A 19,626-nucleotide genomic window follows, 5' to 3' on the forward strand; every position below is an offset into this window, starting at 1 on the left:
GACCCCACCCCGCCTCCCGCCCCTACGGGCCCAGGACCTCGCGCACCACTGCCCGGGCCCCTGGCTGGGGCCGGAGCCGTAGCCACAACCGTGGCCGGCGCCGGGGCCGGAGCAGCAGCCACGGCCGGGCCCCTGGGCGGAGGCGGACCGCTGGTCGGGGCTGCGGTCACGGTCGGGTGGGGCGGGGGTGTGGGCTTCGGGGTGGTCGGCGGAGGGCCAGGCCTCCGCATCGCCGGGGTCCGGGTCATCGACCGGATCGTCGAGCGGGCCCCCGTGACCACCGAGCCCCCCGCGGGCGCCCCGAGGATCGTCGAGCCGGCCCCCGCACCCGCCAAGCCCCCCGCCGGGGCACGGACCGTCGAGCCGGCCCTCGCAGGGGCACCACGGACCGTCGAGCCGGCCCTCGCAGGGGCACCTCGGACCGCCGAGCAAGCCCCCGCAGGGGCACCACGAACCGTCGAGCCGGCCCCCGCACCCGCCGAGCCCCCCGCAGGGGCCCGGCGGATCGAGGGCCTCCTCCTCGGCCTCGCCGCAGGCGACGCGGCCGGGTGGCCCGCCGCCCGCCACCGCGCCAGCCGGATGCCCGAGTGGACCCGCCGTCTCACCCGCGAGCTCGACACCTTCGCCGAGCAGAACGCCACCACCACCCTCCCCGTCCCCATCGCCCTCAACCAGCCCCCCGAACCCCTGCGCCTCGGCCCGTCCGACGACGCCGAGTGGGCCGCCTTCGTCGCCGAGTCCGTGCTCACCGCCGCCGGCGTACTGCTCAGCGACCTCTCCCGGTCCCGCCGCATGCGCGCCGCGATCGACCTCGCGTGGAACGCCCTGGCCTCCGAGGTCGCCGCGGCAGCGGAACGCGCGCCCGAGGTCGAGTCCGCCGTCCTCCCCCTGCGCGCCCGGATCTCCGTACGCGCCGGCCTCGGCAACCTCGCCACCGGCCTGCGCCCGCCCGCCACCGGCCACGACAACCCGCACTACTTCGACGACGCCGCCTGCATCCGTGCCTGCGTGCTCGCCGTCGTCCACCCGGGCGACGCCGCGGCCGCCGCCGACCTCGCCGAGTTCGACGCCCGCTACACCCAGGACGGCGACGGCGTCCACGGCGCCCGCGCCATGGCCGCCGCCATCGCCACCGCCCTCACCACCGCGGACGTCGACGCCGCCGTGGAGGCCGCCCTCGCCCAGCTCCCCGAGGCCACCGAGATCGGCCGCAACGCCCGCCACGCCGTGAACCTCGCCCGGACCCGCACCGACGGCGGCGGCGCCTTCGCCATCGTCCCCATCCTCGAACACGAGATCGTGGACCACGTCTACAGCTACGGGATCGCCGCCGCCGAGACCGTCCCCGTGGCCCTCGCCCTCGCGACCGCCGCCCGCGGCAGGGTGACCGAGGCCGTCCCGGCGGCCGCCTGCCTGTCCCGCGTCGCGGACTCCGCCCCCGCCCTCGCCGGCGCCCTCACCGGCGTGCTCGGCGGCGGCGATTCGATCCCCGCCGCCTGGCGCGAGGCCTGCCGCACCCTGTCCGGCTGCGCCCTCCCCCGCCTCGCCGGCACCGACCTCGTGGAACTCGCCGCGCTCCTCGCGCGCACGGAACTCACCTCACCCACACCTCAGGGGATGATTCGGACATGACGCTCACGTTGGAAGACCGGGCCTGTGGCGCTCTCGTCGGAGCCGCCGTCGGTGACGCGCTCGGCGGCCCGGTGGAGGGCTGGACCCCGGACCAGATCGTGGAACGGCACGGCGGCCGCGTGCACGGCATCGTCGGCCCGTGGCACGAGAACTGGCGCACGGCCCGCCCCATCGCCCCGTACCACAAGGGCGACGGGCACGTCACGGACGACACGTTGATGACGCACGCGCTGGTCCGCGTGTACGAGGCCGTACGCGACCACCTCGACTCCCACGCGATCGCCGAGCACCTGGTCCCCGACCTCATGAACAACCCGCGCTGGATCCCCGAACTGGAGGCCGAGGCACTGCCGTTGCAGCGGATCTTCCTCGCGGAGAAGTGGATCGTCACCCGCCTGCACTACGCGCACGTCGACCCCCGCGAGGCCGGCAGCGGGAACATCGTCAACTGCGGGGCGGCGATGTACATGGCGCCGGTGGGCCTCGCCAACGCGGGCAACCCGGCGGGCGCGTACGCGGAGGCGCTGGACATCGCCGGCGCGCACCAGTCCTCGTACGGGCGGGAGGCGGCGGGCGTGTTCGCGGCGGCGGTGGCGGCCGCGTGCGTGCCCGGCGCGACGGCCGCCTCGGTGGTGGACACGGCCCTGTCCCTGGCCAAGGACGGCACGCGCGCCGCGATCGCCGCCGTCCGCGAAGTGGCCTCCGGCCACCGGGACTTCGAGTCGGCGCTGGCCCCGCTGCGGACGGCGGTGGCCCCGTACGACTCGGTCGGCCCGGACTACCGCGCCCCCTCGCTCGACGCCCGCCGCCCCTCCCGGCTGCACTCCATCGAGGAACTCCCGATCGCGCTGGGCATGCTGCTGGTCGCGGACGGCGCGTACGAGGCCTCGGTGCTCGGCGCGGTCAACTACGGCCGCGACTGCGACTCCATCGCCACCATGGCGGGGGCGATCGCCGGGGCCCTGGGCGGCGAGGCCGTGGTGCCGGCCGTCTGGGCCAAGCAGGTCGCCGAGGCCAGCCGCCTCGACCTGCACGCCCCGGCGCTGGCGATGGCCGCCGTGGCCCGGGAGGTCTTCGCGCTCGACCGGGACCGCCGCCGGACCCACGAGTCGGCCTTCACCACGATCTCGGCCCCGCGGTGACGGCGCGCGCGGCCTGCGCCCCGGACTCCGTCCGGCTCACGTGGGCCCAGCCCGAGGACCTCGTCGGGCACGAACTGCGCCAGGCGGCCGAGGACGGCCGGAACCCGGAGCCGGCCCGGCGCGCCTGGCTGGCGGCGGGCGGCAGCCCGCCCCCGGACCGCGCCGGCGCCTCCCCGACCCCGGCCCCGCCGGAGCTCCGCGCCCTCGCGGTCGGCCTGCTGGACGAACTCGCCGCGCAGAAGTCCCCGCTGTCCGCCGCCGAACCCCAGCCCTGGCAGGCGATCGTCGCCGCCTGCCCCGACTGGCCCCGCCCCACCCCCACACCCCCCGGCACCCCGCACACAGAGCGGGACCCCGCCCCGGCCGGGCACGACGTACGGCCCCGGCCGGAAGCCACCGGACAGGCCCGGGGTCCCGGCGGACGCGGCCCGGGCGCCTCGGCGGCAGAGCGGAACGCCGCCCGGTCCGGCCGGCCGCAGACCCCCGGCGGGGACGGCCCGGCCCCCTCCCCCGGAACCCCGGCCGCAGGACCGGACCCCGCCCGGGCCGGGCAGGACGTGGACCTGGAGCCGGACCTGGCGCTGCGGACCCGGCTGGAAGCCGCCTGGTTGGGGCGGGCCGTCGGCTGCCTGCTCGGCAAGCCCGTCGAGAAGCTCCCCCTGGAGGGGATCCGGGCGCTGGCCCGCGCCACCGGCAACTGGCCGCTGAACGACTGGTTCAGCGAACGCGGCGTACCGCGGGAGGTACTGGCCGCGTACCCCTGGAACCGCCGCTCCGCCCCCACCTCGCTCGCCGAGAACATCGACGGCATGCCCGAGGACGACGACCTCAACTACCCCCTGCTCGGCCTGGTCCTCCTCCAGCGCCACGGCAAGGGCTTCACCACCGCCGACGTCGCCCGCCTCTGGCTCGACGCGCTGCCCGCCGGGCGGACCTTCACCGCCGAGCGCGTCGCGTACCGCAACCTCCTCCTCGGGCTGGAGCCGCCCGCCACCGCCACCCACCACAACCCCTTCCGCGAATGGATCGGCGCCCTGATCCGCGCCGACGTCCACGGCTGGACCAACCCGGGCGACCCGGCCGCCGCCGCGGCCCAGGCCTACCGGGACGCCGCCCTGACCCACACCGGCAACGGCGTCTACGCCGCCCTCTTCGTCGCGGCCGCCACCGCCGAGGCCGCCACCGGCCGGGCCGACGTCCACACCGCGCTCCGGGCCGGGCTGGCCGTCGTACCGCCCCGCTCCCGCCTCGCCGAGGCCGTCCGCCTCGGGATCCGGGCGGCCGCGGACGAACCGGACTTCGACCTCGTCGTCGACCGGCTGCACGCGCGCTACGGGCACTACCACTGGGTGCACGCCGTCCCCAACACCGCCCTGATCGCCGCCGCCCTCACCCACGCCGACGGGGACTTCACCCGTTCCGTCTGCCGCGCCGTGTCCGGCGGCTGGGACACCGACTCCAACGGGGCCACCGCCGGCGCCCTCGCCGCACTGCTCGCCGGCTCCCCGAGCGCCCTCCCGGACCGCTGGAGAGCCCCCCTCAAGAACCGTCTCGCCACCACCGTCCCCGGCTTCGACGGCATCGGCTTCGACACCCTCGCCCACCTCACCGCACAGGAGGCAGCACGCTCATGACGGCAATCGCCGTGCTCGGCAGTACGAACATGGACCTCGTCGCCTACGTCCCCAAGGCCCCCCGCCTCGGGGAGACCGTCACCGGCCGGTCCTTCCGCACGGTCCCCGGCGGCAAGGGCGCCAACCAGGCCGTCGCCGCAGCCCGCTCCGGCGGGGAGGTGGTGATGATCGGCGCGGTCGGGACGGACGAGTTCGGCGTACGGCTGCGCTCCGCGCTCACCGCCGACGGGATCGACACCGCGGGCCTGCGGACCGTCGAGGGCGCGAGCGGCACCGCCCACATCACCGTGGACGACGAGGGCGGCAACAGCATCATCGTCATCCCCGGGGCCAACGCCCGCGTCACCGGCCTGGAGGCCGGGGACGAGGCCCGGATCGCCGCCGCCGGCGCCCTCCTCCTCCAGCTCGAACTCCCCCTCACCGCCGTCCTCGCCGGCGCCCTCGCCGCCCGCGCGCACGGCGTCCGTACGGTCCTCACCCCGGCCCCGGCCCAGCCGCTGCCCGCCGAACTCCTCGCCGCCACCGACCTCCTGGTGCCCAACGAGCACGAGGCGGCCGCCCTCACCGGCCTCACCGACCCCGGCCAGGCCGCCGAGGCCCTGCTCCACGACGTGCCCGAGGTGGTGATCACCCTCGGCGCGGCCGGAGTCCTGTACGCGTCCCGCGGCCGGGAGCCCCTCTCCGTCCCCGCGCCCCGGGTCCGGGCCGTGGACACCACCGCCGCCGGGGACACCTTCGTCGGCGCCCTCGCCGTGGCCCTGGGCGAGGGCCGGCCGATGCCCGAGGCGCTGCGCTGGGCCTCGGCGGCGGCCGCGCTGTCCGTCCAGCGCGCCGGCGCCCAGGACTCGATGCCGTCCCGCCCCGAAACCGACACCGCCGCCGGTGCCCTGGCCGGGCGGATGCAGGAGGGTGCCCGGGCCCCGCTCCCGGGATCCGGCGACGCGGGCCCCGCCCGCACGGACCGCACACCCGGGAACAACCCCGGGGCCGGCGCATGAGCCCCGGCCGGCAGACCCCGGCCGGGGCCCGGCAGGGGCCAGGGCCGCTGGAGGGGTTGCGCGTGCTCGACCTGGCCACCCTCTTCGCCGGGCCGCTCGCCGCCACCCTGCTCGGCGACTTCGGCGCCGAGGTGGTCAAGGTCGAGCACCCCGGCATCCCCGACCCCTCCCGCGGCCACGGCCCCGCCAAGGACGGCATCGGCCTGTGGTGGAAGCTGCTCGGCCGGAACAAGCGGACGATGACCCTCGACCTGTCCACCCCGGGCGGCCGGGACACCCTGCTGCGCCTGGCCGCCACCGCCGACGTGGTCATCGAGAACTTCCGCCCCGGCACGCTGGAGAAGTGGGGCCTCGGCTGGTCCGAGCTGTCCGTCGCCAACCCGCGCCTCGTCCTGGCCCGCGTGACGGCCTTCGGCCAGCAAGGCCCGTACGCCCACCGCCCGGGTTTCGGCACCCTGGCCGAGGCCATGAGCGGTTTCGCCGCGATCACCGGGGAACAGGACGGACCGCCGACCCTGCCCCCCTTCGGGCTCGCCGACTCGATCGCGGCGCTGACCACCGCGTACGCGGTGATGACGGCCCTGGCCGGGCGCGACCGCACCGGGCACGGCCAGGTCGTGGACCTGGCCATCATCGAGCCGATCCTCACGGTGCTCGGCCCGCACCCGCTCTGGTACGACCAGCTCGGCTACGTCCAGCCCCGCACCGGCAACCGCTCCGCGAACAACGCCCCCCGCAACACCTACCGCAGTGCCGACGGCCGCTGGCTGGCGGTGTCCACCTCCGCCCAGTCCGTCGCCGAGCGGGTCGTACGGCTGGTCGGCCGGCCGGAGCTGATCGCGGAGCCCTGGTTCGCGACGGGCGCGGGGCGGGCCCGGCACGCGGACGTCCTGGACGACGCGGTCGGCGGCTGGATCGTCCGGCACAAGGCCGAGGAGGTCGTCGCCGCCTTCGAGGACGCCGAGGCGGCCGTGGCCCTGGTGTACGACATCCGGGACGTGATGGCCGACCCCCAGTTCGCGGCCCTCGACACGGTCACCGAGATCGAGGACCCGGAGCTGGGCCCGCTGCGGATGCAGAACATCCTCTTCCGGCTGTCCGAGACCCCCGGCGGGATCCGCTGGGCCGGCCGCCCGCACGGCGCGGACACCGACGAGGTCCTGACCGAGCTCGGGCTGACCCGGGCCGAGATCTCCGCGCTGCGGACCGAGGGGGCCCTGTGATCCTGACCTGGCTGTACGCGCCCGGCGACCGCCCCGAGGTGGTCGCCAAGGCCCTCGGCTGCGGGGCGGACGCCGTGATCGTCGACCTGGAGGACGCGGTACCGGCCTCCCGCAAGGAGTACGCCCGCGCCGCGACCGCCGAACTGCTCGGCGAGCGGCCCGCGGTCCCGGTGCACGTCCGCGTCAACGCCCTGGACTCGCCCTGGGGCGGCGCCGACCTCAACGCGCTCGCCGGGCTGCGCGGGCTCGCGGGGCTGCGGCTGCCCAAGATCAGTGCCCCGGAGCAGATCGGCGCCGTCGCCGACCGCACCGGCGGGGTCAGCCTCCACGCGCTGCTGGAGTCGGCGCTGGGCGTGGAGCGCGCGTACGAGATCGCCCGCGCGCACCCCGCCCTGCGCGGGCTCTCCCTCGGCGAGGCGGACCTGCGGGCCGATCTCGCCGTGAGCGCGGAGGCGGGCCTGGACTGGTGCCGGTCGCGGGTGGTGGTGGCCGCCCGTGCGGCGGGGCTGGCGCCGCCGGCCCAGTCGGTGTTCCCGGACATCCGGGACCTGGAGGCGCTGGCCGACTCCTGTGCCCGCGGCCGGTCCCTCGGCTTCTTCGGCCGGGCGGCGATCCACCCGCGCCAGCTGCCGGTGATCGAGCGGGCCTATCTCCCGGCGCCGGAGGAGGTCAACGCGGCCGTGGAGGTCCTGAGCGCGGCGCGGGCCACACCGGGGGCGCTGGCGCTGCGGGACGGGCGCTTCGTCGACCCGGCGGTGGTGGCGGGGGCGCACCGCACCCTTGCGCTCGCCGCGCGCATGGCCGCCCGCTGATCGCTGCCCGCCGTCTCCCGGGCTCTGCCGCGCCCCGCGAGGGTCCCGCCGAGTCCGCGCGCGGCGCCGCGTCTCGGGGCTCCGCCCCGAACCCCGCGCCTCAAACGCCGGCGGGGCCCGATGATGCGGCCGGGCTGGATGGGATCGGCTGGAGTGGACGGTGCAGCGCGAAGGGGGGTGCCGCGGTGTGCGCGGGACCCCCCTTCGGGACCGATTCGGTCAGAGCTTGCCCGGTTCCGGGGCCTTGGCCTCCGCCTTGGCCTGCGCCTCGGCCTTGGCTTCGTCCTTGGTCTCGGCCTCGGTGTCCTTCGTCAGGACCGGGGCCTTCGGTCCGTCGGCGGCCTTGGCGGGGGCTTCCGCGTCGTCGCCCTCAGCGCCCGAGGTGACCGGTTCGACCACCGTTTCCCGGCCCGGCCGCAGCTTCGCCGACAACACCAGGTAGACCACGGCCAGGACGAAGACGACGATCGAGGTCCAGACGTTCAGCCGCACGCCCAGGATGTGGTGCGCCTCGTCGACCCGCATGTACTCGATCCAGCCGCGGCCCACGCAGTACGCGGCGACGTACAGGGCGAAGGCCCGTCCGTGGCCGAGCGTGAAGCGGCGGTCGGCCCAGATGACCAGCAGCGCGACGCCGATGCACCACAGCGACTCGTACAGGAAGGTCGGGTGGTAGGTGCCGGCGTCCCGGTTCGGGCCCGCGCTGATCTCCAGCGCCCACGGCAGGTCGGTGGCCCTGCCGTACAGCTCCTGGTTGAACCAGTTGCCCCAGCGGCCGCAGGCCTGGGCCAGCGCGATGCCGGGGGCCAGGGCGTCCGCCCAGGCCGGCAGCGGGATCCCGCGCAGCCGGCAGCCGATCCAGGCGCCCACCGCGCCCAGCGCGATCGCGCCCCAGATACCGAGGCCGCCCTCCCAGATCTTGAAGGCGTCGACCCAGTCACGGCCTTCGCCGAAGTACAGCTGGTAGTCGGTGATCACGTGGTAGAGGCGACCGCCGACGAGGCCGAAGGGCACCGCCCACACGGCGATGTCCGCGACCGTGCCCGGCTTGCCGCCGCGCGCGATCCAGCGACGGTTGCCGAGCCAGACGGCGACGAAGACGCCGATGATGATGCAGAACGCGTAGCCGCGGAGCGGGATCGGTCCGAGATGGATCACGCCGGTCGACGGACTGGGGATGTAAGCAATGTCCATGGCAGACATGACGCTACCCTGCCGGGCGGTGCGGACGGCAACCCGCCCGGCAAGACGAAACCAAATCCAGACATGGACCGGCTGGTAACCGGTGCTCCGTCAGTCCCCCGAGGAGCCGTTCGAGGAGCTGGTGGAGGAACTGGTCGACGAGCGGTTCGCGGAACCGTTGCCCGCCGTCTTCGTGGCCGACGGGGAGGCCTTCGCCCCGGACTTCGTCCCGGATCCGGTCGAGGGCGAGGCCTTCCCGGCACCGGTTTCCGCGCCGGTTCCGCCGGAGCCCTTGGCCGCGGCCTCCACCCGCTCCTTCAGCTTCTGCGGGGTCACCGGGTTGGCCTCGTCGGCGAAGATGTTCTTGCCGTCCAGCAGCACGGTGGGCGTGCCCCGGAACTTCCCGGCGGTGAACGCCTCGTGCGACTTGCCCACCCAGCTGTTGTGGGTGCCGTTCTCGACGCAGGAGCGGAACTCGGGGGTGTCCAGTCCGTTGACCTTGCCCGCCAGTTCCAGCAGCTTGGCGTTCTTGCCGTAGGCGTCGTCGACCTCCTGCGGCTGGTTCTGGAAGAGGACGTCGTGGTACTCGGTGAACTTGCCCGCGTCCTGCGCGCAGGCCGCGGCGTTCGCCCCCTTCAGCGAACCGCTGCCGCCCATGTTCCCGTCGATGAGCGTGACCAGGTGGTAGTCGACCTTGAGCAGGCCCTTGGCCTCCAGCTCGTGGATCGTGTCGCGGTAGTTGTCCTCGAAGGACTTGCAGGCGGGGCAGCGGAAGTCCTCCCACACGGTGAGGGCGGACTTCGCCTCGGGCTTGCCCGTCTGGATGGCGAGGGCGTCCTTGCCCGTGGCCCCGGAGGGGGCGACCACCGGGCCCGCCTTGGAGCTGCCGCTCTTGCCGGTGTTGGCCGCGATCACGCCGACGACGGTCGCCAGGCCGAGGACGCCGACCACCGCCGACGCCACGATGAGGGTTCGCCGGCGCTTGTCCCGGGTCTTCTGCCGCTGGCGCTCCTCCTGGAGTCGCTCCCGGGCCGATCGTTTCGTCGCATCGCGGTTGCCACCGTCGCTCTTCTCGCTCACGTTCGGCCAAACGAAGCAGGGAGGCACTCGCGTGCCCCCCTGCTCCCGTTTCCACCCGATCGGGCTACAGAACCCGATCACAGGTCCGCGCTTTCGATCGAACGCGCGCCGTCAGCTCCTGCGTACGCCTTCCGCGAGCTCGCCCGCGAGCGCCCGTACGGCGTCCAGCCCGGCGGGCAGGTCCGGGGCGTCCAGCAGGAGCTTCACGAAGGCCGAGCCGACGATCACCCCGTCGGCGAAGCCCGCGACCTCCTTGGCCTGGGCGGCGTTGGAGACGCCGAGGCCGACGCAGACCGGGAGGTCGCTGGTGGCGCGGGTGCGGCGCACCAGGTCCGCGGCCTGGTTGCCGACGGACTCGCGGGTGCCCGTGACGCCCATCAGCGAGGCGGCGTAGACGAAACCGGAGCCGGCCGCCGTGATGGTGGCCAGCCGCTCGTCCTTGCTGCTGGGAGCGACGACGAAGACGGTCGCCAGACCGTGCTTCTCGGCGTGCTCGCGCCACAGCGCGGACTCCTGCACCGGCAGGTCCGGCAGGATGCAGCCGGCGCCGCCCGCCGCCGCGAGCTCGGCCGTGAACCGCTCGACGCCGTAGCGGTCGATGGGGTTCCAGTACGTCATCACGAGGACCGGGGCCCCGGTGGCCTCGTGGGCCTCGCGGACCGTACGGATCACGTCGGCGATCTTGACTCCGCCGCGCAGGGCGATGTCGTCGGCGGTCTGGATGACCGGTCCGTCGAGGACCGGGTCGCTGTGGGGCAGGCCGATCTCGACGACGTCCGCACCGCCGGCGATGACGGCCTTGACCGCCTCGATGCCGCCGTCGACGGTCGGGAAGCCCGCGGGGAGGTAGGCGACGAGGGCGGCGCGGTCCTCGGACTTCGCCTTGGCGAGGGTGGCGCTCAGCAGCTCGATGTTGCCGCGTCCGTGCGTGGAGCTCACTTGTCGTCCCCCTCGGAGAACTCGTTGTCGGCGACTTCACCGTCGGTGTCGTACAGGTTGAAGTAGCGGGCGGCCGTGTCCATGTCCTTGTCGCCGCGGCCGGAGAGGTTGACGACGATCAGGCCGTCCTTGCCCAGCTCCTTGCCCAGGTCCAGGGCGCCGGCGAGGGCGTGCGCGGATTCGATCGCCGGGATGATCCCCTCGGTGCGCGACAGCAGCCGCAGGGCCTGCATCGCGGCGTCGTCGGTGACCGCGCGGTACTCGCCGCGGCCGGAGTCCTTGAGGTAGGAGTGCTCCGGGCCGATGCCCGGGTAGTCCAGGCCGGCCGAGATGGAGTACGGCTCGGTGATCTGGCCCTCCTCGTCCTGGAGGACGTACGAGCGGGAGCCGTGCAGGATCCCGGGCTCGCCGGCGGTCAGCGTGGCCGCGTGCTCGCCGGACTCCACGCCGTGCCCGGCGGGCTCGAAGCCGACCAGGCGGACGCCCGCGTCCGGGATGAAGGCGTGGAAGAGGCCGATGGCGTTCGAGCCGCCGCCGACGCAGGCCGCGACGGCGTCGGGCAGCCGGCCGGCGCGCTCCAGGATCTGGCGGCGGGCCTCGACGCCGATGACCCGGTGGAAGTCGCGGACCATGGCCGGGAAGGGGTGGGGGCCGGCGACCGTACCGAAGAGGTAGTGGGTTCGGTCCACGTTGGCGACCCAGTCGCGGAACGCCTCGTTGATCGCGTCCTTCAGCGTCCGGGAACCGGACTTCACGGCGATGACCTCGGCGCCCAGCATGCGCATGCGGGCGACGTTCAGCGCCTGGCGCCGGGTGTCGATCTCGCCCATGTAGATCACGCACTCGAGGCCGAAGAGCGCGCAGGCGGTGGCCGTGGCCACGCCGTGCTGGCCGGCGCCGGTCTCGGCGATGACCCGCGTCTTGCCCATGCGCTTGGTGAGCAGCGCCTGGCCCAGCACGTTGTTGATCTTGTGCGAGCCGGTGTGGTTCAGGTCCTCGCGCTTGAGGAAGATCCGCGCGCCGCCGGCGTGCTCGGCGAAGCGGGGCACCTCGGTGAGGGCGCTGGGGCGGCCCGTGTAGTTGACCATCAGGTCGTTGAGCTCGGCCGCGAAGGCCGGGTCGCCCTTGGCCTTCTCGTACTCGACGGCGACCTCGTCCACGGCGGCGACGAGCGCCTCCGGGATGAACTTGCCGCCGAAGTCGCCGAAGTAACCCTCGGCGTTGGGAACGTGACCCTCCGGGTCCGGAATGAAGAACTCGCTGGACATGTGCCAGTGCTCCTACGGGTGCGAGATGCGGCGGGGGTGGATTCACCGTATGGCGCCGCCCGCAAGTACCGCGCACACCCCGCTGGGGGATGTCGCGCGTACGGTGCGGAACGGCCCGCGTCCGGTGCCGGTCGGCTCGGACGGCAGGCCGTACGGGAGCTGGGCGCGGCGCGGTACGTCTCGCGTACCGGGCCACGGCGGCCCTCGTTACAGCGCGCCTCCGCGGCGCCATCGCATGCCGTTGACCTGACCGGGCTCGGAGCCGATCACGTACCGCACCCGCCGCCCGTGCACGCGCCGGGCCGGGGCGCGGCAGCCGCGGGGGCGGCAGCCGCGCGCCAGGGGCGCGTGCGCCGTCGGTACGCGGACCGGGCCGCGGCGAGCTGCCGGCGGCGCGGACTGCGTACGGACGGAGGGCGGGATGCGGGTCATGGGGACGGGTCAGCTCCGCCCGTGGCGCAGGGCGGGGTGGGCGCCGGCGGCGACGAGGTCGGCCACGGCCGCCTTCGGGTCGCGGCCGGTCACCAGGGACTCCCCGACGAGGACGGCGTCGGCGCCCTCGTTGGCGTAGGCGATCAGGTCGTGCGGCCCGCGGATGCCGGATTCGGCGACCTTGACGATGTGGGCCGGGATCTCTCCGACGACGCGCTCGAAGGTGGAGCGGTCGACCTTGAGGTCCTTGAGGTTGCGGGCGTTGACGCCGATGATCTTGGCACCGGCGGCGACCGCGCGCTCCACTTCCTCCTCGTCGTGGACCTCGACGAGCGGGGTGAGACCGATGGACTCGGCCCGCTCGATGAGGGAGACGAGGGCCTCCTGTTCCAGGGCCGCGACGATCAGCAGCACGAGGTCGGCGCCGTAGGCACGGGCCTCCCAGAGCTGGTACGCCGTGACGATGAAGTCCTTGCGCAGGATCGGGATGTCCACGCGGGCGCGGACGGCCTCCAGGTCGGCCAGCGAGCCGCCGAAACGACGCTGCTCGGTGAGGACGGAGATGACCGCCGCACCGCCCGCCTCGTAGTCGGCGGCGAGCCCGGCCGGATCCGCGATCGCGGCCAGCGCGCCCTTGGAGGGGCTGGAGCGCTTGACCTCGCAGATCACCTTGACGCTGTCGCCGCGCAGGGCAGCGACGCCGTCCTTGGCCTGGGGCGCCTTGGCGGCACGCTCCTTGAGCTCGTCGAGGCTCACGCGGGCCTGCCGTTCGGCAAGGTCTTCGCGGACCCCTTCGATGATCTCGTCGAGCACACTCACGCGAGCGGCCCCCTTCCGGGTCGATGACGGTCGGCCGCCTTGCAGACACGTACAACTGCAAGGTCAGCAATTCAAATGGTATCCGCAGGAGGCCTGGCCCTCCGCACGTGGTTGACGGCGTCCCAGTACCTGGACATCCGGAACCCGGCCTTCATATGGCCTGCTCAAAGGGCTCGGGGCGCTCAGGGGGCCAGCATCGAGCCGAAAGAAAGATTTCGGACGACGACGAAGACCAGGGCCAGCGCACCGAGCCCCCACCAGTACGGCGCCCGCATGACGATCCTGGGGACGGGGCCGCCGCGGAAGGCGCGGACCAGCCACAGGATCATGAACCCCGCGAAGAGGAAGTAACCGGTGACGGCGAGGGCGTTCGCGCCGAGAGCCGTGACCAGATCGCCGTGGGCGAACGCGTGCGCGCTGCGCAGTCCGCCGCAGCCCGGGCACAGGATTCCGGTCAGCCGGAACAGCGGGCAGACCGGATAGTGGCCCGGCTCGTTGGGGTCCACGGTCCCCACGTAGGCGAAGGCGGCGACGGCGCCGGCCAGGTAGGACGCGGGGACGGCGAGCCTGCGGGCCCGGGACCGCGGGGGCGCGGGAGGTGCGGGAGGCGCAGGGGGCACCTGGTGCGCCGAGTCCGCCGGGGGCGTGCCCGGCGGCAGGACATCGGGGGTGCGAGAGGCGTCCACCAGCTGATTCTCTCCGGTCATGACAAAAGGCGCAGCCCGGCGGGGCCACGCCTTTCGGCTGAGCTGCGTCTCGTCGCGCACCCCGTCGGTCGCGCTCAGACGTTGGCAGGGACCTTGCTGGCGGCGATGACCTCGGCGAGGTCCTTGTGGGTGGCCTTCGGCGCGCCCATGCCCGCGGCCTTCATCGCCATGCCGACGACACCGCCGAGCACGACGACGACGAGACCGGCCCAGAAGCCGAGCGGGTTCGCGATCACCATGAAGGCGCCGGAGATGCAGAAACCGATGAAGGCGATGATGACACCGGTCCAGGCGGCCGGGGTGTGTCCGTGGCTAGTGCCCGCCATGAGTTGCTCCTCGTTGCTCTGTCGCGCTGCTGTGTCGAACGTGCGGTCTGTGTCGAACGCTCGGCGACCATTGTCCCGCACCGGGCGGCTTCGCCGTCCAGGGGGGTCGGGTCAGTGGGACCGGTCGGCGCCCGGGTCGGTGGTCGGGTCCTCGCCGCGGTCCAGAGCCTTCCACAGATCTTCCGGCCGGTCCGGATCCACCGCCGCGACAGTCCGCCTACGGGGGCTGCCGTCACGCTCGTAGCGGCCTCCCATCGAGGGCCAGCCCCGGCCGAAGCGCAGCGCCAGCAGTCCGGCGGCCAGGATCAGGACCGCGCCGGCGGCCGTGACGTACGGCCACGTCGTCTGGGTCAGCGCGGCCGCGTGTGCGGCGCTGTCCGCGGTCGTACGGGCGGCCTCCGCGTCCAGGGCGCGACGGCCGTCCGAGCCGAAGAGCGCGGACAGCGCCGCGCCCAGGCCGCTGAGGGCCAGCAGGCCCGACACCAGCAGGCGGCTCCTGCCGCGTACGGCGAAGACGGCGACCAGCGCGGCCAGGCCCACGATGGCCAGGGCGGCCGGGAGCCCGGTGACGGCCCTGCCGTCGGCGGTCAGCTGGAGCGAGTCACCGCCGATGGCGGTGGTGCCCCGGGCCCAGGTCCGGCCCGAGGCGAGCAGGACGACGGTGGCGCCGAGGGCGCCCAGCAGCAGCGCGGCGGCCACGCTGCGGCGGGCGCTGCGGCTGTCGGGAGCCTCGGGTTCGGACGGCTCGGACGCGGCATCGTTTCGGGGCGGGGGTACGGCACTCACGTACCCCACTATCCCCTACGCCCTCAGGAGCCGTGGAGGCGGTTCGCCGCTGCCACCGCGCGCAGCACCGCGGCCGCCTTGTTGCGGCACTCCTTGTCCTCCAGCTCGGGCACCGAGTCGGCGACGACACCGGCGCCGGCCTGCACGTACGCCGTGCCGTCGCGCAGCAGCGCGGTGCGGATGGCGATGGCCGTGTCGGAGTCCCCGGCGAAGTCCAGGTAGCCCACGCAGCCGCCGTAGAGACCGCGGCGGGAGGGCTCCAGCTCCTCGATGATCTGCATGGCGCGCGGCTTGGGCGCGCCGGAGAGGGTGCCGGCCGGGAAGCAGGCGGTGAGCACGTCGAAGGCGCTCTTGCCCTCGGCGACGCGGCCCGTGACCGTCGAGACGATGTGCATGACGTGCGAGTACCGCTCGACGCTCATGAAGTCGACGACCTCGACGGAGCCGGGCTCGCAGACCCGGCCGAGGTCGTTGCGGCCCAGGTCGACGAGCATCAGGTGCTCGGCGCGCTCCTTGGGGTCGGCCAGCAGCTCCTCGGCGAGCTCGTGGTCCTCCTGCGGGGTCGCGCCCCGGTGGCGGGTGCCGGCGATGGGGTGGACCATGGCCCGCCCGTCCTCGACCTTGACGAGCGCCTCGGGGCTGGAGCCGACGACGTCGAAGCCGTTCTCGAAGCGGAAGAGGTACATGTAGGGCGACGGGTTGGTGGCCCGGAGCACGCGGTAGACGTCCAGCGCGGAGGCCCGGCAGTCGGTCTCGAACCGCTGCGAGGGCACCACCTGGAAGGCCTCGCCGGCCCGGATCCGCTCCTTGATGTCCTCGACGGCCGCCTGGTACTTCTCGCCGCCCCACAGGGCGGAGACTGTGCCGTCTTCAAAACTCGGCAGCTCGGAGGCGGGCAGCGGGGCCGGGGTGTACGGGGCGGGCCGGGCGAGGTCGGCCTCCATGGCGTCGAGCCGGGCCACGGCGTCGGCGTGGGCCTCGTCCACGCCCGTGTCGAGGTCGTTGTGGTTGATGGCGTTGGCGATGAGCTGGACGGTGCCGTCCCAGTGGTCCAGGACCGCCAGGTCGGAGGTGAGCAGCATGGTCAGCTCGGGCAGTTCGAGGTCGTCGGCCGTGTGCTCGCCGATCCGCTCCAGCCGGCGCACGATGTCGTAGCCGAGGTAGCCGACCATGCCGCCGGTGAAGGGCGGCATGGCCTCCGCGAGGTCGCGCGGGGTGTGGAGGGCCTCGACGGTGGCGCGCAGGGCGTCCAGGGGGTCGCCGTCGGTGGGTACGCCGACGGGCGGGGTGCCGATCCAGTGCGCGCGGCCGTCCCGGGCGGTCAGGGTCGCGTCGCTGCGTACGCCGATGAAGGAGTACCGGGACCAGGAGCGGCCGTTCTCGGCGGACTCCAGCAGGAAGGTGCCGGGGCGTTCGGCGGCCAGCTTGCGGTAGAGCCCCACCGGGGTGTCTCCGTCGGCCAGCAGCTTGCGGCTCACGGGGATGACGCGGCGGTCGGCCGCGAGCTTGCGGAACGTCTCGAGATCCATTGCGTGGGGACCCTACCTAGTCGGCTGCGCGGAGGAGGACATCGTCGTCGAAGCAGGTCCGGGCCCCGGTGTGACAGGCGGCTCCGACCTGGTCGACCTTGACGAGCACGGTGTCGGCGTCGCAGTCGAGGGCGACGGACTTCACGTGCTGGAAGTGGCCGGAGGTGTCCCCCTTCACCCAGTACTCCCGGCGGCTGCGGGACCAGTAGGTGCAGCGGCCGGTGGTCAGGGTGCGGTGCAGGGCCTCGTCGTCCATCCAGCCCAGCATGAGCACCTCACCGGTGTCGTACTGCTGGGCGATGGCCGGGACCAGTCCGTCGGCGGAGCGCTTGAGCCGGGCGGCGATGGCGGGATCGAGGGAGCCGGGGCGGGGGGACGTACTCATACGGCCATTGTGCCGGGCCGGGAAGGGGGCAATGATCCGCGTCCGCCTGATGGGCGGGCACACGACGGGTTCCGGCCGTAGGCTGGCCTGCATGTCTACCCATGCGAAGCGTGAACGTCTGTTGCTGGCGGACCTGTTGGAGGCGGCCGGACCGGAGGCCCCCACGCGGTGCGACGGCTGGACCTGCCGGGAGCTGGCCGCGCACGTCGTCGTCCGGGAGCGGCGGCCGGACGCGGCGGGCGGGATCCTGCTGAACGTGCTGAAGGCCCGCCTGGACAAGGCCATGGAGGAGTACGCAGCCAAGCCGTACGAGGAACTGATCCAGCTGATCCGCACCGGCCCGCCGCGGATGTCGGTGTACGCGCTGAAGCAGATCGACGAGGCGGCGAACGCGGTGGAGTTCTTCGTCCACGCGGAGGACGTCCGCCGGGCGCAGCCGGACTGGTCCCCGCGGGAACTGGACCCGGTGTTCTCGGACTCGCTGTGGTCCCGCCTGGAGAGGATGGCCCGCCTGACGGGCCGCCGCTCCCCGGTGGGCTTGGTCCTGCGCCGCCCGAACGGCCAGACGGCGGTGGCGCACAAGGGTGCGCCGGTGGTGACGGTCACGGGCGAGCCGGGCGAACTGACCCTGTTCTGCTTCGGCCGTCAGGACGCGGCCGACGTCTCCCTGGACGGGGAGAAGGAAGCCGTGGCGAAGTTGACGGTGGCGAAGCTGGGCATCTGACCCTGCGGGCCCGGGCTGAAAGATCGCCTCAACTCCGGCGGGGCTGGAAAATCCAGCCCCGCCGGCGGGCACCTCCCAGCGGTGGCTGGGGGAGTCTGAGGCGCGGGTCCCGGCAGGGCCCGGGCTCCGCGCAGCGGCCTAGCGGACGGGGTGCCCTGCGTCCCGCAGCGCGGCCTTGACCTCGGAGATCCGCAGGTCGCCGAAGTGGAACACCGACGCCGCCAGCACGGCATCCGCACCCGCCTCGATCGCCGGCGCGAAGTGCGCGAGCGCCCCCGCACCGCCCGACGCGATCACCGGCACGGTCACGTGCTTGCGTACGGCCGCGATCATCTCCGTGTCGTAGCCGTCCTTCGTCCCGTCCGCGTCCATGGAGTTCAGCAGGATCTCCCCGGCGCCCAGCTCGGCCGCCCGGTGGGCCCACTCGACGGCGTCGATGCCGGTGCCCCGGCGGCCGCCGTGCGTGGTGACCTCGAAGGAGCCCGAATCGGTCCGGCGGGCGTCGACCGACAGCACGAGGACCTGACGGCCGAAGCGCTCCGCGATCTCCTGGATCAGCTCGGGGCGGGCGATGGCGGCGGTGTTGACGCCGACCTTGTCCGCGCCGGCCCGCAGCAGCTTGTCCACGTCGTCCGCCCTGCGGACGCCGCCGCCGACGGTGAGCGGGATGAAGACCTGCTCGGCGGTCCTGCGCACCACGTCGTACGTGGTCTCGCGGTTGCCTGAGGAGGCGGTGATGTCGAGGAAGGTCAGCTCGTCGGCGCCTTCGGCGTCGTACAGCTTGGCCATCTCCACCGGGTCACCGGCGTCGCGCAGGTTCTGGAAGTTGACGCCCTTGACGACCCGGCCGTTGTCCACGTCCAGGCAGGGGATCACGCGTACGGCGAGGCTCATCCGGCCACCGCCCCGTACGCCTCGACCTCCACCTCGACGACCATCGAGGAGTCGACGAAGCCGGAGACGATGAGCATGGTCGCGGCCGGGCGGACCGCGTCGAAGAGTTCCTTGTGCGCGCGGCCCACCTCGTCCACGTCGCGGGCGTGCGTCAGGTACATGCGGGTGCGGACGACGTCCTCGGGGCCGAGCCCGGCCTGGGCGAGGGCCTTGAAGGCGACGCCGAAGGCCGCGACGGTCTGGTCGTACGGACCGCCCGCGTCGGCCGCGGTGCAGCCGGAGACGAGCACGAGCCCGTTCGGCAGCTGCACGGCGCGGGAGTACGCGATGACGTCCTCGTAGGGGCCACCGGAGGAGATGCGGCGTACTTCTGCGGAGCTCATGCGGAGACCACCTTCAGGGCTTCTTCCAGGGTGAAGGCCTTGGCGTACAGGGCCTTGCCGACGATCGCGCCTTCGACGCCCAGCGGCACCAGCTCGGCCAGGGCCCGCAGGTCGTCGAGGGAGGAGATGCCGCCGGAGGCGACGACGGGCCGGTCGGTGGCGGCGCAGACGTTCTTCAGCAGCTCCAGGTTGGGGCCGGTGAGCGTGCCGTCCTTGCCGATGTCGGTGACGACGTAGCGGGCGCAGCCCTCGGAGTCCAGGCGCGCGAGGGTCTTGTACAGGTCGCCGCCCTCGCTGGTCCAGCCGCGGCCCTTGAGGGTGGTGCCGCGCACGTCGAGGCCGACCGCGATCTTGTCGCCGTGCTCGGCGATGGCCTTGGCGGCCCACTCGGGGGTCTCCAGGGCGGCGGTGCCGAGGTTGACGCGGGTGCAGCCGGTGGCGAGGGCCGCGGCGAGCGAGGCGTCGTCGCGGATGCCGCCGGAGAGCTCGACCTTGATGTCCATGGCGCCGGTGATCTCGGCGACCAGGGCGCGGTTGTCACCGGTGCCGAAGGCCGCGTCGAGGTCGACCAGGTGCAGCCATTCGGCGCCGGAGCGCTGCCAGGCGAGGGCGGCCTCCAGCGGGGAGCCGTAGGAGGTCTCGCTGCCGGATACCCCGTGCACGAGGCGGACGGCCTGACCGTCGCGGACGTCGACCGCGGGGAGGAGTTCCAGCTTCGCTGAGGACACGGT

At 74.0% G+C, this 19,626-nt stretch carries 20 protein-coding genes and 1 pseudogene; 7 read left to right on the plus strand and 14 right to left on the minus strand.

Going from position 1 to position 19,626, the window contains the following annotated elements; genetic code table 11:
* Positions 1 to 90 precede the first annotated feature (90 nt).
* The 6 genes from IF88_RS0103835 to IF88_RS0103860 all read left to right on the plus strand — a co-directional run bounded on the left by IF88_RS0103835 (position 91) and on the right by IF88_RS0103860 (position 7,441).
* Positions 91 to 1,632 (plus strand): ADP-ribosylglycohydrolase family protein, encoded by a 1,542-nt coding sequence (locus IF88_RS0103835; RefSeq protein WP_234323434.1) that lies wholly within the window; start codon positions 91 to 93, stop codon positions 1,630 to 1,632.
* Complete coding sequence (locus IF88_RS0103840) at positions 1,629 to 2,774, plus strand: ADP-ribosylglycohydrolase family protein (RefSeq protein WP_030707234.1); 1,146 nt, start codon at positions 1,629 to 1,631, stop codon at positions 2,772 to 2,774. Before IF88_RS0103835 ends, IF88_RS0103840 begins: the two co-directional genes overlap by 4 nt.
* 74 nt (positions 2,775 to 2,848) lie before the next feature.
* On the plus strand, positions 2,849 to 4,408 hold the full coding sequence (locus IF88_RS0103845) for an ADP-ribosylglycohydrolase family protein (RefSeq protein ID WP_078892714.1): 1,560 nt from the start codon (positions 2,849 to 2,851) through the stop codon (positions 4,406 to 4,408).
* Positions 4,405 to 5,406 (plus strand): ribokinase, encoded by a 1,002-nt coding sequence (gene rbsK, locus IF88_RS0103850; protein ID WP_078892702.1) that lies wholly within the window; start codon positions 4,405 to 4,407, stop codon positions 5,404 to 5,406. Before IF88_RS0103845 ends, rbsK begins: the two co-directional genes overlap by 4 nt.
* Entirely contained in the window at positions 5,403 to 6,629 is a 1,227-nt protein-coding gene (locus IF88_RS0103855; RefSeq protein ID WP_051836411.1) for a CaiB/BaiF CoA transferase family protein, read from the plus strand. Before rbsK ends, IF88_RS0103855 begins: the two co-directional genes overlap by 4 nt.
* Positions 6,626 to 7,441: an HpcH/HpaI aldolase/citrate lyase family protein gene (locus tag IF88_RS0103860; RefSeq protein ID WP_030707242.1), complete on the plus strand. Its 816-nt coding sequence runs from the start codon at positions 6,626 to 6,628 to the stop codon at positions 7,439 to 7,441. Before IF88_RS0103855 ends, IF88_RS0103860 begins: the two co-directional genes overlap by 4 nt.
* Positions 7,442 to 7,660: 219 nt before the next feature.
* Here IF88_RS0103860 and lgt read toward each other — a convergent pair whose 3' ends face one another.
* The 11 genes and pseudogenes from lgt to hisI all read right to left on the minus strand — a co-directional run bounded on the left by lgt (position 7,661) and on the right by hisI (position 16,894).
* Complete coding sequence (gene lgt / locus IF88_RS0103865) at positions 7,661 to 8,635, minus strand: prolipoprotein diacylglyceryl transferase (RefSeq protein ID WP_030707244.1); 975 nt, start codon at positions 8,633 to 8,635, stop codon at positions 7,661 to 7,663.
* A 276-nt stretch (positions 8,636 to 8,911) separates the two neighbouring features.
* Positions 8,912 to 9,703 (minus strand): annotated as a pseudogene (locus IF88_RS0103870) (DsbA family protein); the annotation flags it as partial.
* Positions 9,704 to 9,814: 111 nt separating this feature from the next.
* Positions 9,815 to 10,642: a tryptophan synthase subunit alpha gene (trpA, locus tag IF88_RS0103875; protein ID WP_030707247.1), complete on the minus strand. Its 828-nt coding sequence runs from the start codon at positions 10,640 to 10,642 to the stop codon at positions 9,815 to 9,817.
* A complete protein-coding gene (gene trpB, locus IF88_RS0103880) occupies positions 10,639 to 11,910 on the minus strand; it encodes a tryptophan synthase subunit beta (protein ID WP_030707248.1) in 1,272 nt (423 codons plus the stop codon). The genes trpA and trpB overlap by 4 nt, the downstream gene beginning before the upstream one ends.
* Before the next feature lie 207 nt (positions 11,911 to 12,117).
* A complete protein-coding gene (gene trpM / locus IF88_RS0103885; RefSeq protein WP_030707249.1) occupies positions 12,118 to 12,342 on the minus strand; it encodes a tryptophan biosynthesis modulator TrpM in 225 nt (74 codons plus the stop codon).
* A 9-nt stretch (positions 12,343 to 12,351) separates the two neighbouring features.
* A complete protein-coding gene (gene trpC / locus IF88_RS0103890) occupies positions 12,352 to 13,161 on the minus strand; it encodes an indole-3-glycerol phosphate synthase TrpC (protein ID WP_030707250.1) in 810 nt (269 codons plus the stop codon).
* 182 nt (positions 13,162 to 13,343) lie between these two features.
* Complete coding sequence (locus IF88_RS0103895; protein WP_078892704.1) at positions 13,344 to 13,868, minus strand: DUF2752 domain-containing protein; 525 nt, start codon at positions 13,866 to 13,868, stop codon at positions 13,344 to 13,346.
* Between the two features lie 74 nt (positions 13,869 to 13,942).
* A complete protein-coding gene (locus IF88_RS0103900) occupies positions 13,943 to 14,194 on the minus strand; it encodes an HGxxPAAW family protein (RefSeq protein WP_030707254.1) in 252 nt (83 codons plus the stop codon).
* A 111-nt stretch (positions 14,195 to 14,305) separates the two neighbouring features.
* Complete coding sequence (locus IF88_RS0103905; protein WP_030707256.1) at positions 14,306 to 14,989, minus strand: TIGR02234 family membrane protein; 684 nt, start codon at positions 14,987 to 14,989, stop codon at positions 14,306 to 14,308.
* Between the two features lie 14 nt (positions 14,990 to 15,003).
* On the minus strand, positions 15,004 to 16,509 hold the full coding sequence (locus IF88_RS0103910) for an anthranilate synthase component I (RefSeq protein WP_030707259.1): 1,506 nt from the start codon (positions 16,507 to 16,509) through the stop codon (positions 15,004 to 15,006).
* A 16-nt stretch (positions 16,510 to 16,525) separates the two neighbouring features.
* Complete coding sequence (hisI, locus tag IF88_RS0103915; RefSeq protein WP_030707261.1) at positions 16,526 to 16,894, minus strand: phosphoribosyl-AMP cyclohydrolase; 369 nt, start codon at positions 16,892 to 16,894, stop codon at positions 16,526 to 16,528.
* 91 nt (positions 16,895 to 16,985) lie between these two features.
* Here hisI and IF88_RS0103920 point away from each other — a divergent pair, with 91 nt between their 5' ends.
* Entirely contained in the window at positions 16,986 to 17,618 is a 633-nt protein-coding gene (locus IF88_RS0103920; protein WP_030707263.1) for a TIGR03085 family metal-binding protein, read from the plus strand.
* A 138-nt stretch (positions 17,619 to 17,756) separates the two neighbouring features.
* On the opposite strand, the gene hisF is transcribed toward IF88_RS0103920, so the two are convergent.
* Genes hisF through priA form a run of 3 tightly spaced genes read right to left on the minus strand, consistent with a single transcriptional unit; the run spans position 17,757 to position 19,623 of the window.
* Positions 17,757 to 18,512, minus strand: coding sequence for an imidazole glycerol phosphate synthase subunit HisF (gene hisF, locus IF88_RS0103925; protein ID WP_030707269.1), 756 nt, complete (start codon positions 18,510 to 18,512; stop codon positions 17,757 to 17,759).
* Positions 18,509 to 18,895: a RidA family protein gene (locus IF88_RS0103930; protein ID WP_030707271.1), complete on the minus strand. Its 387-nt coding sequence runs from the start codon at positions 18,893 to 18,895 to the stop codon at positions 18,509 to 18,511. Before IF88_RS0103930 ends, hisF begins: the two co-directional genes overlap by 4 nt.
* A complete protein-coding gene (gene priA / locus IF88_RS0103935) occupies positions 18,892 to 19,623 on the minus strand; it encodes a bifunctional 1-(5-phosphoribosyl)-5-((5-phosphoribosylamino)methylideneamino)imidazole-4-carboxamide isomerase/phosphoribosylanthranilate isomerase PriA (RefSeq protein WP_420710901.1) in 732 nt (243 codons plus the stop codon). The genes IF88_RS0103930 and priA overlap by 4 nt, the downstream gene beginning before the upstream one ends.
* Positions 19,624 to 19,626 lie beyond the last annotated feature (3 nt).

The organism is Streptomyces sp. NRRL F-2580, assembly GCF_000720115.1.
Classification (GTDB): Bacteria; Actinomycetota; Actinomycetes; order Streptomycetales; family Streptomycetaceae; genus Streptomyces.